This is a genomic window from Moritella sp. (assembly GCF_013215705.1).
GTDB lineage: Bacteria > Pseudomonadota > Gammaproteobacteria > Enterobacterales > Moritellaceae > Moritella.
In genome coordinates this window covers 75,836-90,806 of the sequence record NZ_JABSQR010000008.1, presented here as the reverse complement: position 1 = coordinate 90,806, position 14,971 = coordinate 75,836, and the positions used below count along the sequence as shown (strand labels likewise).

Below are 14,971 nucleotides of genomic sequence, written 5' to 3'. Positions count from 1 at the left end.
CCTTATTAATGACCTTCAAACTTCACCATCGTTAAAAAGGTTCTTAATATGATCATCACATCTGCTTTTATCCAACGCGTAAAACTCGTTAGGCTTAGAGCATATGTATGATCCCAATAGAGTTTATTTTGCACATCTTCTAAGCATGTATCTGCACCTTGTGATATTTGAGCTAAGCCTGTGATACCAGGCCTAACACCATTTGTACGCTCTAAGTAATAAGGAATTTTCTCTTCTAATTTACCACAAAATACTGGTCGTTCGGGTCTTGGCCCTACGATCGCCATATCTCCTAATAACACATTAATCAATTGCGGTAATTCGTCAATGCGCGTTTTACGTAAAAATCGTCCTACCGATGTCACTCTTGAGTCTTGTTTCTGCGCCCACACAGGACCCGATTTTGACTCACACTCCACACCCATGCTCCTAAATTTTATAAGCATAAATATTTCAACATAGTCATTGCGAATTTCTCCGACCCTAAGTTGACGATAAAAAATCGGTCCTTCAGAGTTGAATTTAATCGCCAACGCAATAAATGGCACAATAGGAATTAAAATAGCGAGCGCAACGATTGATATAACAATATCTGAAAAACGCTTAGGTATAACCACACTTTTCTTCTGAAAATCAGATGTTGCTTGTTCGGTATTAATCTTGATCCAAGTACCACGATCTAAACCAAAAATGTAGCGGATACCACCATAAAAACTAGCCATGTACCCAACAGCTATATAATACAAAGATGCCCAAGGTTGCTTCACTGGTGCTGCCTCAAACAATAATCCCAGCGCAGAGCCACCATACAGGCAGCATTGCCCTAGCCACAAAAACCAAGCTGTATTGGCAATAACCGTTGAATTACTGTTTGTTAAAAAAGCAGTAAATATAAATAAAGCTAATAAGTTAAAGGGCATTAACGTGCGTAAAAACTTACCACTGAAAAAATTAAAACCAGTCAAACCGTGTTGAGATGAAAACAAACCGCGTAATCTTAATACTTGTTGAACATTGCCAGCACCAATACGTGTTCGACGAGAAAAATCATCGGCTTCATTTGTTGCTTCCATCTCAATAATCGAAATACGCTCATCCCATACAGCTCGATAACCACGGCTCACTAACAACATTGGAAAAACAAAATCATCATTAATGGTATCAACCGGGATCTCTTCGAACAATGATGCTTTAATCGCATATAACGCACCCGAAGGGCCAATAATAGAACCGGTAATACTCTCTGCTCGACGAATATTACGTTGATAGTTCCAATAATGTGCCTCACCTTTAGATCCATGATCATAAAGTTGGTAATCGCCGGTGACAACACCCACCCCCTCCTCGGCCATGCGATATGCAAATATTTGCATGGCATCAATCGAAATTAATGCACTCACATCACTTAATACTAAAATATCTGATGTCATCTTATAGCGCATCAATAGCTTATTTATAACATGCACCTTACCGTGATTAACTTCAGCAATGTCTAATTCAAGATTTACATTATGCAATTGATATTGTTTTAAATACTCCTTCGCAATAGCAACTGAATCATCAGTACAACCATCAAAACCGAGCACCACATTGAGCTTATCTGCAGGGTAATCCAGCATTAATAAGTTGCTGAGTTTTGCGCCTAAATGTTTAGCTTCGTTAAAAACAGGCATCACAATAGTGATCATAGGGAGAGCTCGATCTACATCATTGGATAGGTAATTCCGAGATTGAAATGTATCAACCCTGCCATCAGCAGGCCGTGATGTTGCATAGTACTGCAAAAACTTAGGGTAAACCCAATGATGATAGATAAATAAATTGATCGATACGATAGATCCAAACAAAAGCCAATCCATAGCTACTCCTTAATTAATTGATTATAGGCTTTAATCATCATTCTTATATCAAAGTGCTTAGTAATGAAATTGCGCGGATAATACTCAGTGCTACGTTTCATCTGCGCTTGGATCGCAACGTGAAATTCATTAACAGTATTTAGTTTAATTAAATGCCCAGTTTGTTTGCATACACCTTCATGCACAGCCCCCACATCACTACAGACAACAGGCACGTTACAAGATTGCGCTTCTAAAATTGACAGCGGTAGTCCCTCATTAGATGAGGTTAATACAAATAAATCTAATTGATGATAAAATCCAACCATATCATCTGTATAACCAATAAATTTAACTTTAGTTGATAGGTCTAATTCCTGCACTAAATTGGTCAGGTTTTGCTTTTCAGGGCCATCTCCAGCAATATACAACACAACATTAGGTATATCGGCAACCGCTTTAATCAAAATATCTAATGATTTTTCCGTTACCAATCTTGCTGCACAGCCAATCTTGAACACCCTTGATCTATATTTATAACGCTTGTGATTTAGACTGGGATAAAATTTTTCGGTATCAATGCCATTTAAAATCGTAACAGGGACGACTCCTCGACCTAGTACTTGTGATAACTGTATTCCAACAGTCTCAGCATCAGCGACTAAGGTAATATGATTCAATCGCAACATTAACTTTGTCATCTGTAATTGTTTATTATCAAGTAAGTGCCACGCATCATGCTCTGTATGTATGTGCTGTATATTTGTTAATCTTAAGGTTGCCATTACACCATAAAGTAACGGTCCGATATGATGCGTATGTATAATATTAGTATCCAATGACATTAATACTTTACGTAAGCGCCTTACTGTTACAAGTTTAAATCCAGGCTTTTTTTCTAAAAATATTAACCGTTCTTGATAACGTTTCAATATCGGCCAGTGAGTCAAACAAACTGACTTCTCACCTTCGAGAGCAACGATATACACTTCGACATTAGAGTTTTGTAAACGCATGATATCAAAAACTAATTTCTCTATACCACCGGGTTTTAGATGCTGAATTATTTCAACCATTATTTTCATTTTCGCTGTCCTTTTCATAATCAATCGAAGGTAATCGCGCGAGGATATTTATATTATCAAATGCATTGAAATTTCTGATATGCCATAACGTATCATCTAATAATTCAGCAGCCACAGTCAGACCAATACCACAGCCAATACCGCCAATAAGGCCCAGAACGATATACAGAGATAAAGACAGATTTGTGGGATAACCGGGAGTGAAAGGCATGTCGATCACTTTTATTTTTTCAGGTTCTTCATGCCGACCTAACTCACCAGTAACTTTCGCCATTTCATGACGATTTAGTAGATCATGATACAATTTTGTATTCACAATCAAATCACGCTCTAGGGCACTCAGCTCTTTAGCTACATCAGCCTCCATTGCAACGTTACTCGTTAAACGCTTCGATTGTTGGTGCAACATTGCAATTTCATTTTCCAATTGAATGACTCGTGATTGTGACGTTTGCAGGTTTTCTAACTGAGACAGTAATAATGAGGGGGCTTTGCTCTCACCATTTCCACTGTCAGGTACTGAAGCAAGATTCCATAACTGGTTTAACTGTTCGTCAGTAAATTCAACATTTTTACTGAGTAATTTGTTTTGTTCGTTTTTAAGATTATTTAACAGTAATTCAACGGATTGTACTTTAGAATGTTTACGGGTATATCTGGCTTTTAATAATGACAGTTTTGCCTCTGCTGATACTATTTGTTCTTCGACAATACCGATTACAGGATTAGTTTGAGCCAACTTCAACTTCAAGCTTTTCAACTGGCCATAAGCGCCTGACAATTCAATATCTTTATCTCTAATTGCACTATAAATTGAAAACAATGTCTGGTTGTTTTGAATAAATAACTCAGGTAAAACACCGAGATGTTGGCGACGGAAGGCTGCCATTTTTTCTTCTGCGGTGACTAATTTGTCACGTCTCAATTCTAACTGCGTAAGTAAAAACTTTTCCGATGAAACGATAGAAGCTCTACTTGGCGCCATTAAACTATCAATGAATAATTGGCTCACTGAACTTAAAATAGATTCCATTTCCCTTGGATCATCCCAACTCAACGATATAATAACTAAGTCCGTACCAGACAAGGTTAATGTGATCGCGTCAGAAAGTTGTTCTACAATCAGATCTCTTGCTCGATAATCACTGTTTTTATCTATTAATTCATTCTGCTCTGCAACGGTAAATAGAATGTGCCGACTATGTAATAATACCCGTAAAGCCACCATTCGGAACTCAAGGTTAAAAGACACGGATAAATCTTCTAAAAATGGATTAAGTAGTGCGCTTTCCTGAACCAAGATTGATGTGTGAGCGTCGTATCGTTTAGGGGTTAGAATACTGATCAACGACGCAATCATTACAGCAAATAGAATAGAAATGCCAAGATAAAAACGTCGACGCCATATTATTTCGATAAATCGATAGATATTCCCCCATATAGTGGTACCCATACTTACAACCTAGTACTCTCGATTAAGCCTACAGGTTTATTGGTTGTTGCATGTGTTGCTTTCACAATTTTCTCTTCAATCAACATAGAATCAACCACTAATGTTGGGTCATAACTAATTTTAATAACCTCTTGGTGTTTTGCTAAAGCTTGAATAACGGCTTGTACGCGTTTATGCCCAATAGATAACCCCATATAATCATTTGCAGATTTTACTTTACCGTAACTGATGATCGCACCATGCTGCCAGTCATATAGAGACAGTAATTGATTGCGCTGTTCTCTCGTCAGTTCTATCTGTTTGTACTCAAAAATAAAATTTAGCGTCCTCGGTTCTACAACTGCTGGTTTACCTAGTGCTGATATTGATGCGATCCCAGGCATTGCCATTGGTATAACCGTAGGTGAATTTACACATCCATACAGCAACATCAATGGCATTAACAATAATTGCACTCGTATAAGTTTATAATGAATAAATCCGTTCATAATATTTTCCCGGCAGCCTTATTATTTATATTCAATACTGCATTTAACCGCTAATTTTTCAGTTAGTAACGTCGTAACATAATCACATCGAGCCTCCCACGTTGCACTTTCAACCATTTTCCGTGATTTATCTTTTAATCGTATTAACTCTGTCTTAGTTAATGCTAATGCCGAACTTAATTGTGCTAACATTTGTTGCTGATTTTCAGCGATATAAAGACATTCCGAAAATGCCATCACCGCAGGATATTTAGTACTTACAATTGGATGACCAATGGCGAGGTACTCTCTTAATTTTAATGGGTTACATGCTTGAATCTGTTTATTATCAACAAATGGAATTAAAGATACTTGCCAATTAGCAGCATATTGAATCAGCTGTTCGTGTGCCATGTCAGGCAGATGAATAATATTGTCATATTCAAAAATTGGACACTCTGCAGTATCAATTCGACCAATAAATAAAAATGTAACATCAGGTCTAGAACTCGCAAGAAAAATAATTAATTCAAAATCTAACCAACTCGTGATACTGCCATAATAACCAACGACCAGATCAGAATCAGGGTAATTATCAGGGCAGTCACAGACTGTTGAGAAATATTTTAAGTCAACACCATGCGGGAGCAAATAAGTTTTATCCTGAGGAAACTGACGTGCAATGTTCTCACTCGCAGCAAAGATAACATCGGCACATTTAACTAACTCATCCTCTTCAATTCTAACTTGTTTATGATCAACGCCATGCAACGCACTAAAATCATCACCAACATAATAAACAACTATATCTTCTTCTAATGCTCCGATAACACAGCGGCCCGTTGGTAATGATAACCATAAGATCCGCGGTAAGCTTTTATTAACTGTTTGCTTAGCCAATAATGCGCGGGTCTGGTATGTAAGTAACAAACGATTGATCACATAAGCAATATTGCTTCCTGGCCAAGGTACAGCCACTGGTGCTAGAATTTCTAACGGTTTAATCTCGGCAACAAACCGAGTTTCATTATGATTAAAATCATTTGTCGTTGCATTAAACAACTGTTTTAACTTTTCAATAATACGTTTACTATCCGTCAACCTCGGATGTCTCAAACCGATAGAGTTAACCCAATACACTTGATGCTTATTTGTCATGCATTTCATCAAATGTTGAGTACTACTTGGGTGACGGCCCCAGTCTTCACCAAATACAATCCATTGCCAATTGTTCATAGCGATTTAATCACCTTAGCGGGTATGCCAGCAGCAAGTACACCGGAGGGTAAATCATTGGTCACGATACTACCTGCCGCTACAATTGTGCCTTCACCGATAGTGACGCCAGCCATTACACTAACACCCGTGGCAAGCCAAACATTACGTTTTAGAATGATGTCGCCGACTTGTGATTCATGGTCAGGCAATCCTGCAGCACGCTCTTGAGCATCAATTGGATGACCAGGATACCCAGCAAGAAAAACTTGTCCTGCTAACCTGACATTATCTTCAATAATAATACTGCCACCGACAGCAATATTATTTTGCCAATTTATATCCACATTATTACCAATGACCAGATGTGATGCTTGTCCATTCATACTACGCCCGCTTAATGTTGATATGCCAGAAACTCGGCAATTATCACCCATTTCAATGGTTAAATGCCCTAATACTAGTGGCATGCCTGAGTATAAATATAAATTACTCGGTTTCGTTATTAAGCGACTTTTAAATAACGGTGTCCAATACATAATCCGCAATATACTTGCGAATAAATACGTAATAAATAGATGGATTCTAAGCATACAAGGATGGAGAATTGGTATGACGGGACTAGACACATGCATAACCCCACGAATGCAACGATAACATGTTTTGGCTAGCGCACTTTCGTCATTTTTTAACCACAACTTAAATGAACCAAGCATATCCATATAAGTATATTCCTTGCAATCAGTTAACTATGTAACAAGCCTAGACTATATAAAAACAATGGGTTAGATGTGATATAAAAATATGTCATATTAACCGCCACCAAATGTGAAAAACATCACCACAGTTACTAATTAAATCGACTAAGCTAACTATTAATACAAAGGATTTGTAATGATTAAAATAGGGGCGAATATGAAACCAACAATGAGTGTCATTATTCCAAATAAGAATTGTCTTCCTTCTCTGCCTCGAGCAATCGAGCGTATTTGGTAACAACGTATAGAAAAGATAGAAGTCATTATCGTGGATGATGGTTCAACTGATGCGCGCTGGAAATGGATTTGCCAGCTTTGTCGAAAACACAATAATATTATCGCCAAGTCGCATGTCCAGCTCAAGCATTGGCTTGTGATATAAGAGCATTGTGCGAACAACTAGCATCACGTCGTTTTAGTAATATTTTAACCGACTTGAAACTCAGTATTCATATTTCTGAATACGATAATGGGATGAATTTTTAATTTGATAAGTGAATTGTGGTTTACTCATCAAATATATATTTAATGAGTAAACCCTTCTAATTAAACAGGGTTGTCGATATCAATAAAGGTAACGTCCAGCCCTTTTTCTTCCGCTAGCCACTCCCCAAGAGCTTTAATACCATAACGTTCTGTTGCATGATGGCCCGCAGCAAAAAAACTCATACCGGCTTCACGCGCTAAATGAATTGTCTGTTCGGATGCTTCACCACTGATGAATGCATCAATGCCCTGTTCAATCGCTAATTCAATATAACTTTGACCACCACCAGTACACCAAGCCACCGATTTTATCGGTTTACCAGCATCTACAACCAGTGGCGCACGGTTAAGTTGAGTTTCGATACGTTGAGTGAGTTCCTCAGTTGAGATCTCATCTTCAAATTTACCCACTAAAGCAACACTCGCTTTATCCCACGGTTCCAAACCACGACGAACCGTAATACCTAATAGCTTAGCCAATTCAACATTGTTACCCAATTCAGGATGTATATCTAACGGCAGGTGGTAAGCATACAAGTTAATATCATGCTTGATCAGTGTTTTAATGCGGTTATATTTAATCCCCGTAATCGCTGGTGATTCATTTTTCCAAAAATACCCATGATGCACCAAAATTGCATCAGCTTGTTGCTCTACTGCAGCGTCAATTAATGCTTGAGATGCTGTGACACCCGTGATCACTTTAGTCACAGTATCTTTACCCTGAACCTGCATACCGTTAACGGTAAAATCACGAACACGATGTGGCTGCATAAATTCAGTTAAAATATTTTCAAGTTTTTTATTATTGAGTGAGGCCATGCCCGCTCCTCGTTATTTGTTGAATCCTAATCTAAGGTTATATGTATACGTTAAGTTGGAGCTTGAAGCAAATAACATGCCGATAGAAAGTATTTTAGACACCTATAACTATAATTTTAACCATCCGATAGTACGTGTTCTAGCATGGTCGATTGCAAGTCCTCCAATGGTAAACGTAAATAGTCACGCCCTTATTTCAACAGATTGGTTAGCTCAACAATACACTGACTACTTACCGCGGCTCTTTGCTTTAGATATCGAACCTGCGCCATTACTTAATTTTATACGACCAGCTACAAGGTTGGGTTTATATTTTGAACAACTTTGGCACTTTTTTTTACTGATAATCCAAAATAACACATCATCATTTTAGGGAAATATGTATACACCATGATTGGTATCAAATAATGAAGCCTGATTACCTTGCGACTCGTACAATGCGAGAACTTGATAAATTTCAACACCAAAATCTGAGCGAAAAAAAACCGCTGCAGCTGCTTAGATATGACAATCAGAAAGAAGCTGAACGGTTAATACTGGTACCCGATGAATGGTTAGTTAAATTATACTTGGCCGCTCAAAATAGATAATAAATTAATCCAGTGTGATTGGTTCAAAATCAACAATTGGATTAACGTCAGCATCATAATCAACCCCTTCAACGCCAAAACCAAATAATGCCAAGAACTCATCTTTGTAGTACTGGTAATCAGTCGTTTCAAATAAGTTGTCGTCAGTCACTTCGTCCCATAACTTCACGCAAGTTGCTTGAATGTCGTCACGTAATTCCCAATCATCCATGCGTAGACGATTTTCGTCGTCTAATTTAGCGCAGCTAACACCTTGCGGGTAAAGTGAACCACGGAATAAACGTGAAATTTGCTCTAAACAACCTTCATGTAAACCATGTTCTTTCATCACACGGAATGCCATTGCGATATAAAGTGGCATAACCGGAATTGCAGCACTTGCTTGTGTGACGACACTCTTAAGTACCGCTACGTTTGCACTGCCACCTTTTGCTTTCAAGTCGGCATCGATCACATGCGCGGCACGATCAAGATCTTGCTTCGCCTTGCCGAGTGCACCATCCCAATAGATAGGCCATGTAATTTCTGTACCGATATAGCTATAAGCAACGGTTTTACATCCGTCAGCTAATACACCAGCATCAGATAATGCAGACATCCATAGTTCCCAATCTTCACCACCCATAACGGTAATGGTATCTTTGATCTCTTGCTCTGTTGCTGGTTCAACACTTGCTTCAAATATTTTATTTTTATTGGTATCAACCGCTTTCGCTGTATACGTCTCACCAATAGGTTTCAAGCAAGAACGTACAACTTCGCCTGTGCTTGGCAATTTACGTACCGGTGATGCTAATGAATAAACAACGAGGTCAATTTGACCAAGATCTTCTTTAATTAGGTTAATTGCAGTTTGTTTTGCTTGGTCAGAAAATGCATCGCCATTAATGCTCTTTGCATATAGACCTTCTTCCGCTGCATATTTTTCAAATGCAGTGCTGTTATACCAACCTGCTGTACCCGTCTTTCTCTCCGTTGCCGGTTTTTCGAAAAATACACCAATAGTTGAAGCACCACCTCCGAATGCAGCAGTAATACGAGACGAAAGCCCGTAACCACTTGATGAGCCAACTACCAATACACGTTTTGGTGCATTTTCAATAACACCTTGTTCTTTATTATACTGTATCTGTTCTTTAACATTTAAATCACAGCCAATAGGATGAGCTGTGGTACAGATGAAACCGCGAGTTTTTGGTTTAATTATCATATTATCTTCACAATGTTGAGACACAGTAGATAGAATAAAAGTTTCTGAAAAATTAAGCACCTATTTTTTAACGTTTTTCATCTGGTTGGAGTTCTAACCACAAAAATAAGACGCTATTTAAGCAAACAAAATAGGATACATTTGCATTATTGTACTTTTACACTAATATTGCAGCCTTATAACGTTTACTGCTCATTCAGGTTTTCATCACACATAACAAATGTACTATTAATACATTGAGCAGAGTCAAAAGTAGAGAAAGTAATATGCAGAAAATTAACCAAGCCAATACTTATTTATTCGATCTTGATGACACCCTTTATTCTCCAAAACTTGGTATTTTAAAACAAGTTGAATCACGAATGCATAAATTCATTTCAAATGCATTATCATTACCACTTCCAGAAGCAACACTTTTATCTAACCAGTATTACAAACAATACGGCGGTACAGTGAAAGGGTTGATCAAGCACCATCATGTGAATCGTGATGATTTCATCCATTATTGCCACGACATCAATATGACAAAACTGAAGGCACAGCCAACTTTAGGTCAACAGATTGACCAATTGGCTGGCCGTAAAATAATTTATACGAATTCACCAAAACATTATGCAACTAAAATTCTAACGGAATTAGCGTTAATCGATTGCTTCGATGATATTTTTTCATTAGAAGACGCCAATTATGAGCTAAAACCACACAATTCAAGCTATCAAACACTCTGTAATAAACACGCGATTGATAGTCATAACACCGTCTTCTTTGATGACCAATTACGTAACCTAAAACCGGCTAAAACCCTTGGTATGACTACTGTATGGTTAACTGGTTCAGAGCAAGTTGTTCCTAATCTGGACTACAAAGCCGATTATGAAGCAAATAATTTGACTCAGTTTTTCAACTTGTTACAAGCAAGCTAAATATTTATAGCTACTTTTAATCGCAAAAGACGTTATAAGTGGCTATAATCCGCCCTCAGTAACGGCTGGCTTCTCTTTATAGTATTTATTCCAGTCGTGAAAATAGCCTTCGCAATTAACTTTGCGCACTAAAATTAATACCCAAGAGTACTTTATGCAACAAACTGCCAAAGATCTTTTTTCATACCCAAAATATCAGAATCGGGTGACAAAACCCGCACCATTTTTGCCCATGACACGTGCAGAAATGGACCAACTCGGCTGGGATAGCTGTGACGTTATTGTTGTTACAGGTGACGCATATGTCGATCACCCAAGTTTTGGTATGGCTATAATTGGCAGAACCTTAGAAGCACAAGGTTTTCGTGTGGGTATTATCTCACAACCAGATTGGGAGGATGCAGAAGCGTTTAAACAGTTAGGTCGTCCAAACCTGTTCTTCGGTGTCACATCGGGCAACATGGATTCAATGATCAACCGCTATACTTCCGATCTTAAGTTACGTCATGATGATGCTTATACTGCAGGTGATATCGGTGGTAAACGTCCAGATCGTGCCGTATTAGTATATACCCAACGTTGTAAACAAGCATATAAAGAAGTACCCGTTGTGATTGGTGGTATCGAAGCAAGTCTACGTCGTATTGCCCACTATGATTATTGGTCAGACAAAGTTCGAGGTTCCGTATTACCGGATTCAAAAGCTGATATGCTGATTTACGGTAATGCAGAACGACCACTTATCCAAGTTGCACACCGTCTTGCCAGTGGCGAATCAATTAAAGATATTAAAGATGTTCGTGGTACGGCTGTCATGCTAAAAGAACCACTACCGACTTGGAAAGGTATTGATTCTCGTACATTAGATACTCCGGGTAAAATCGAACCGATTATCAGTCCGTACACAGAAATTGATGAAACTTGTTCTAAACAAGATAATGAAGACGTCATTGATAATTCCGATGCCGATGTAGCGAAACCTATCGTGATGCAAGCGCCTAAGCAAATGCCTTGGCACGAAACCTATATTCGCCTTCCAGACATGGAAACTGTGAAAAAAGATAAAATGTTATATGCGCATACATCACGTGTATTCCATCTGGAAACGAATCCTATTTCATCGCGTGCTTTGATCCAAAAACATGGCGCACGTGAAGTATGGTTAAATCCACCAGCGGCTCCGCTTGCAGAAGGTGAAATGGACGGCGTATTTGATTTAGAATATGCACGTGTTCCACACCCGAGTTATGGTGATGAAAAGATCCCTGCATACGATATGATCAAAACATCGATTAATATTATGCGCGGTTGTTTTGGTGGTTGCTCTTTCTGCTCGATTACCGAACATGAAGGTCGCGTAATTCAAAGTCGTTCAGAAGATTCTATCGTAAAAGAAATGGAAGCCATTCGCGATAAAGTACCTGGTTTTACCGGTGTTATCTCCGATCTTGGTGGACCAACAGCAAACATGTACAAATTAGGTTGTATGAGTGAAAAAGCAGAAGCGACGTGTCGCCGCCTGTCTTGTATCTTCCCGACCATTTGTAAGCACATGGACACAGACCATACTCCAACAATTGACTTGTATCGTCGCGCACGAAAAGTTCCGGGCATTAAGAAGATCTTGATTGCATCGGGTGTACGTTATGACTTAGCGATTGAAGATCCACGTTATGTAAAAGAATTAGTACAGCATCATGTCGGTGGTTACTTGAAGATTGCCCCTGAGCATACCGAAAAGTCACCGCTTGATATCATGATGAAGCCTGGTATGGGCACATATGATAAGTTTAAAGAAATGTTTGATCGTTTCTCTGCGGAAGCGGGCAAGAAACAATACCTTATTCCTTACTTCATCTCGGCGCATCCAGGTACCAACGATAAGGACATGCTGACGTTAGCCTTATGGTTAAAACAGTATAAGTTCAAACTTGATCAAGTACAAAACTTCTACCCTTCACCACTTGCAAATGCAACGGCTGTGTATCACACAGAGCTTAACTCATTACATAAAGTACGTGAAACAGATGAAAAAGTCGTGGTACCAAAAGGTGCACGTCAACGTCGTCTGCACAAAGCGCTGTTACGTTACCACGATCCAGCTAACTGGCCAATCATTCGCGAATACCTGCTTAAAACAGGTAACCGTCATCTGATTGGTCGCGGACCAAAACATTTGGTACCACCAGAAAGCTTAGCTGAAAAACTAGCAATACAAGCGAAGGCGAAACCACACTTAGGTAAAGGTGGCGCGAACAGTAAGAGCAAGCCGAGTACCAGTAATAAAGGTGTTAAGCAACAACGTGCAGAACCAGGTACTAAGCAGTTCACTAAAGCGTTAACTAAACACACCGGTCTAGCGCCACAAGAAGGTGTTGGTATTAACGAAAGCAGTAACAAAGGTAGTAACAAGCCGAACCGTAAAAAGCCAACTGTAGGTGGCAATAGCAGCACCAACGGTAGCAAGAATGCGAACGGCAGTACCAAGGGTGGCGGATTTAAGAAACCAGCGGGTAACCGTCCAGCTAGTGCGAATAAGTCAGCTAATAAAGGTGGTCAAGGCCAGCAAGCTAAGCGCAGTAACAAACGTTAAGCATTAGTGCGCTTTATTGCCTAACTTAAATAGATAGCTAAATACTAAAGGGTAAAATGTTTATGCATTTTACCCTTTTTCTATTCCCCCCATCGATCAACATTTCATCATTTCTTTTACTGAGCTTGTCCCATAATCCATCATTAAAGCAATTAACAACTATAATTAAAGCTCCGAAACATTCTTGAAACATGTATTAGCGCATTAACCGCAAGGGAGGTTGATTATGCTCATGCGAAAAATAACCCATTATTTAGATCAAGCTTATATAAACTACCAAAGTGATCATCACCCGCCCGGTTATACAGCGCAACATGTTGCTGAATTAAGTAAAACCAGTGGCATGTCTTTTGCCAAAACTGTCATTATTACCGCAGATACAAGACTAGTGATGGTTGTTATGCCCGCCCCTTACACCATCGATTTTGACAATATTGCTTTTTCTATTGGTGCTAGTTACGTCAACTTAGCATATGAACACCAGTTCAGTAGTATGTTTCCCGACTGTGAAATCGGTGCTATGCCGCCTTTCGGTCATTTGTTTAACATGCCCGTTTATATTTCAGACACGTTAATACAGCAAGATGAGCTCAGTTTTAATGCAGGTGACCACGCTGAAACGATTAAGATGAAAACGTCAGATTTAGTTGACCTAGTACAACCAATAATAATTAGTTGTGGCTTTAACAAAGCAGGCAGTGGTTATCATCATGAACATGCGAGACAAGGTAAATTAAGGCATTAAAAACACGTTAAATATTCCTATTCACCACCAGAGGATCTCTAAGTTATGAGGATTAGCGGCGCGTTATTAACCAGTTCAGAAAGTACATTAGCTAAAATAAAAGGTCAATCAAATTGGCAGCAAGAAGTCGATGCACTTGAATCTAACTCTGATGAACAAGCTGTGATAGATATCATCACCGCCAATATAATCCTCACGATTCAATGCAGCGGCATCACTATGATTGGTGAGCTATACAAAAATATTGATGTCTATGCCCAAGACGCATCACAACATATTAAAATTGATGTAGATAATGTTATTCACAAGGTAATGCGTAATCTATAGGTTAAGACTATAACTTTTCATCTGCCCAACTCATTGCAGCCATAACGCAGGGAAAACCCAATGTGCTGGTGAGCAGCAGTAATGCATGGCGAATTTCATCAATGCTTGCACCTGCTTCAAGCGCTCTTTTAGTATGACTATGAACAGCCCCTTCTGAACGAATAGCGGCGGCAGCAGCTAATTGGATTAACTGTGCGGTTTTTTCATCGATTGGTCCTGCCTGCTTTGCTGCTTTACCAAGTGATTCGACGGCATTGATCAATTCAGGGTGTCTTTGCTTTATCTTCAGATATTGAGTGGATGGAGTTGTAGCCATAAGTTGATCCTATATTTAGCCAGAGAATAATCATGTGTTTATTATGATTGGTATCACTACTAAATTAGCTCAAAATGCAAAAAAAGCTAAACCCTTTATACTTAAAAAGTATTACAGTAGATTAGCTTATAGCTTAGCGGCCG

At 38.9% G+C, this 14,971-nt stretch carries 15 protein-coding genes; 6 read left to right on the top strand and 9 right to left on the bottom strand.

Going from position 1 to position 14,971, the window contains the following annotated elements; translation table 11 throughout:
* Window positions 1-5: 5 nt before the first annotated feature.
* From HRT96_RS06265 to HRT96_RS06240, 6 genes are read right to left on the bottom strand one after another with little or no spacing between them, the layout of a single operon-like run.
* The gene (locus HRT96_RS06265) at window positions 6-1,859 is read right to left on the bottom strand and encodes a sugar transferase (RefSeq protein WP_293153822.1); all 1,854 of its coding nucleotides are present in this window, start codon (window positions 1,857-1,859) and stop codon (window positions 6-8) included.
* 2 nt (window positions 1,860-1,861) lie between these two features.
* Entirely contained in the window at window positions 1,862-2,923 is a 1,062-nt protein-coding gene (locus HRT96_RS06260; protein ID WP_293153819.1) for a glycosyltransferase, read from the bottom strand.
* Window positions 2,907-4,376: a capsule biosynthesis protein gene (locus HRT96_RS06255; RefSeq protein ID WP_293153816.1), complete on the bottom strand. Its 1,470-nt coding sequence runs from the start codon at window positions 4,374-4,376 to the stop codon at window positions 2,907-2,909. Before HRT96_RS06255 ends, HRT96_RS06260 begins: the two co-directional genes overlap by 17 nt.
* 2 nt (window positions 4,377-4,378) lie before the next feature.
* Entirely contained in the window at window positions 4,379-4,864 is a 486-nt protein-coding gene (locus HRT96_RS06250; protein WP_293153813.1) for a hypothetical protein, read from the bottom strand.
* 21 nt (window positions 4,865-4,885) lie between these two features.
* Window positions 4,886-6,079, bottom strand: coding sequence for a glycosyltransferase (locus tag HRT96_RS06245; RefSeq protein WP_293153811.1), 1,194 nt, complete (start codon window positions 6,077-6,079; stop codon window positions 4,886-4,888).
* Window positions 6,076-6,597, bottom strand: coding sequence for an acyltransferase (locus tag HRT96_RS06240; RefSeq protein ID WP_366931166.1), 522 nt, complete (start codon window positions 6,595-6,597; stop codon window positions 6,076-6,078). The genes HRT96_RS06245 and HRT96_RS06240 overlap by 4 nt, the downstream gene beginning before the upstream one ends.
* A gap of 463 nt (window positions 6,598-7,060) precedes the next feature.
* Between HRT96_RS06240 and HRT96_RS21935 the strand changes: the two genes are divergently transcribed.
* Entirely contained in the window at window positions 7,061-7,198 is a 138-nt protein-coding gene (locus tag HRT96_RS21935) for a hypothetical protein (RefSeq protein WP_366931168.1), read from the top strand.
* A 164-nt stretch (window positions 7,199-7,362) separates the two neighbouring features.
* On the opposite strand, the gene HRT96_RS06235 is transcribed toward HRT96_RS21935, so the two are convergent.
* Window positions 7,363-8,124 (bottom strand): Nif3-like dinuclear metal center hexameric protein, encoded by a 762-nt coding sequence (locus HRT96_RS06235; protein WP_293153808.1) that lies wholly within the window; start codon window positions 8,122-8,124, stop codon window positions 7,363-7,365.
* On the opposite strand from HRT96_RS06235, the gene HRT96_RS21930 reads away from it, so the two are divergent.
* Window positions 8,123-8,497 (top strand): DUF1853 family protein, encoded by a 375-nt coding sequence (locus tag HRT96_RS21930; protein ID WP_366931165.1) that lies wholly within the window; start codon window positions 8,123-8,125, stop codon window positions 8,495-8,497. The genes HRT96_RS06235 and HRT96_RS21930 overlap by 2 nt on opposite strands.
* Window positions 8,498-8,718: 221 nt before the next feature.
* Here HRT96_RS21930 and fabV read toward each other — a convergent pair whose 3' ends face one another.
* Entirely contained in the window at window positions 8,719-9,924 is a 1,206-nt protein-coding gene (gene fabV / locus HRT96_RS06230) for an enoyl-ACP reductase FabV (protein WP_293153805.1), read from the bottom strand.
* A gap of 266 nt (window positions 9,925-10,190) precedes the next feature.
* On the opposite strand from fabV, the gene HRT96_RS06225 reads away from it, so the two are divergent.
* From HRT96_RS06225 to HRT96_RS06210, 4 genes are all read left to right on the top strand, one after another.
* Window positions 10,191-10,847 carry a pyrimidine 5'-nucleotidase gene (locus tag HRT96_RS06225; protein WP_293153803.1) on the top strand — a complete coding sequence of 219 codons (657 nt, stop codon included), beginning with the start codon at window positions 10,191-10,193 and terminating at the stop codon, window positions 10,845-10,847.
* Between the two features lie 154 nt (window positions 10,848-11,001).
* Window positions 11,002-13,440 carry a YgiQ family radical SAM protein gene (locus tag HRT96_RS06220; protein ID WP_293153800.1) on the top strand — a complete coding sequence of 813 codons (2,439 nt, stop codon included), beginning with the start codon at window positions 11,002-11,004 and terminating at the stop codon, window positions 13,438-13,440.
* Between the two features lie 226 nt (window positions 13,441-13,666).
* Entirely contained in the window at window positions 13,667-14,185 is a 519-nt protein-coding gene (locus HRT96_RS06215) for an aminoacyl-tRNA deacylase (RefSeq protein WP_293153797.1), read from the top strand.
* Window positions 14,186-14,230: 45 nt separating this feature from the next.
* Entirely contained in the window at window positions 14,231-14,512 is a 282-nt protein-coding gene (locus HRT96_RS06210) for a hypothetical protein (RefSeq protein ID WP_293153794.1), read from the top strand.
* Between the two features lie 7 nt (window positions 14,513-14,519).
* On the opposite strand, the gene HRT96_RS06205 is transcribed toward HRT96_RS06210, so the two are convergent.
* Entirely contained in the window at window positions 14,520-14,828 is a 309-nt protein-coding gene (locus HRT96_RS06205) for a carboxymuconolactone decarboxylase family protein (protein ID WP_293153791.1), read from the bottom strand.
* Window positions 14,829-14,971: the final 143 nt, after the last annotated feature.

Coding starts and splice junctions, on each gene's coding strand:
- HRT96_RS06265 (WP_293153822.1), bottom strand. CDS start 1,859: ATGGATTGGCTTTTGTTTGGATCTATCGTATCGATCAATTTATTTATC.
- HRT96_RS06260 (WP_293153819.1), bottom strand. CDS start 2,923: ATGAAAATAATGGTTGAAATAATTCAGCATCTAAAACCCGGTGGTATA.
- HRT96_RS06255 (WP_293153816.1), bottom strand. CDS start 4,376: ATGGGTACCACTATATGGGGGAATATCTATCGATTTATCGAAATAATA.
- HRT96_RS06250 (WP_293153813.1), bottom strand. CDS start 4,864: ATGAACGGATTTATTCATTATAAACTTATACGAGTGCAATTATTGTTA.
- HRT96_RS06245 (WP_293153811.1), bottom strand. CDS start 6,079: ATGAACAATTGGCAATGGATTGTATTTGGTGAAGACTGGGGCCGTCAC.
- HRT96_RS06240 (WP_366931166.1), bottom strand. CDS start 6,597: ATGTATTGGACACCGTTATTTAAAAGTCGCTTAATAACGAAACCGAGT.
- HRT96_RS21930 (WP_366931165.1), top strand. CDS start 8,123: ATGCCCGCTCCTCGTTATTTGTTGAATCCTAATCTAAGGTTATATGTA.
- HRT96_RS06235 (WP_293153808.1), bottom strand. CDS start 8,124: ATGGCCTCACTCAATAATAAAAAACTTGAAAATATTTTAACTGAATTT.
- fabV (WP_293153805.1), bottom strand. CDS start 9,924: ATGATAATTAAACCAAAAACTCGCGGTTTCATCTGTACCACAGCTCAT.
- HRT96_RS06225 (WP_293153803.1), top strand. CDS start 10,191: ATGCAGAAAATTAACCAAGCCAATACTTATTTATTCGATCTTGATGAC.
- HRT96_RS06220 (WP_293153800.1), top strand. CDS start 11,002: ATGCAACAAACTGCCAAAGATCTTTTTTCATACCCAAAATATCAGAAT.
- HRT96_RS06215 (WP_293153797.1), top strand. CDS start 13,667: ATGCTCATGCGAAAAATAACCCATTATTTAGATCAAGCTTATATAAAC.
- HRT96_RS06210 (WP_293153794.1), top strand. CDS start 14,231: ATGAGGATTAGCGGCGCGTTATTAACCAGTTCAGAAAGTACATTAGCT.
- HRT96_RS06205 (WP_293153791.1), bottom strand. CDS start 14,828: ATGGCTACAACTCCATCCACTCAATATCTGAAGATAAAGCAAAGACAC.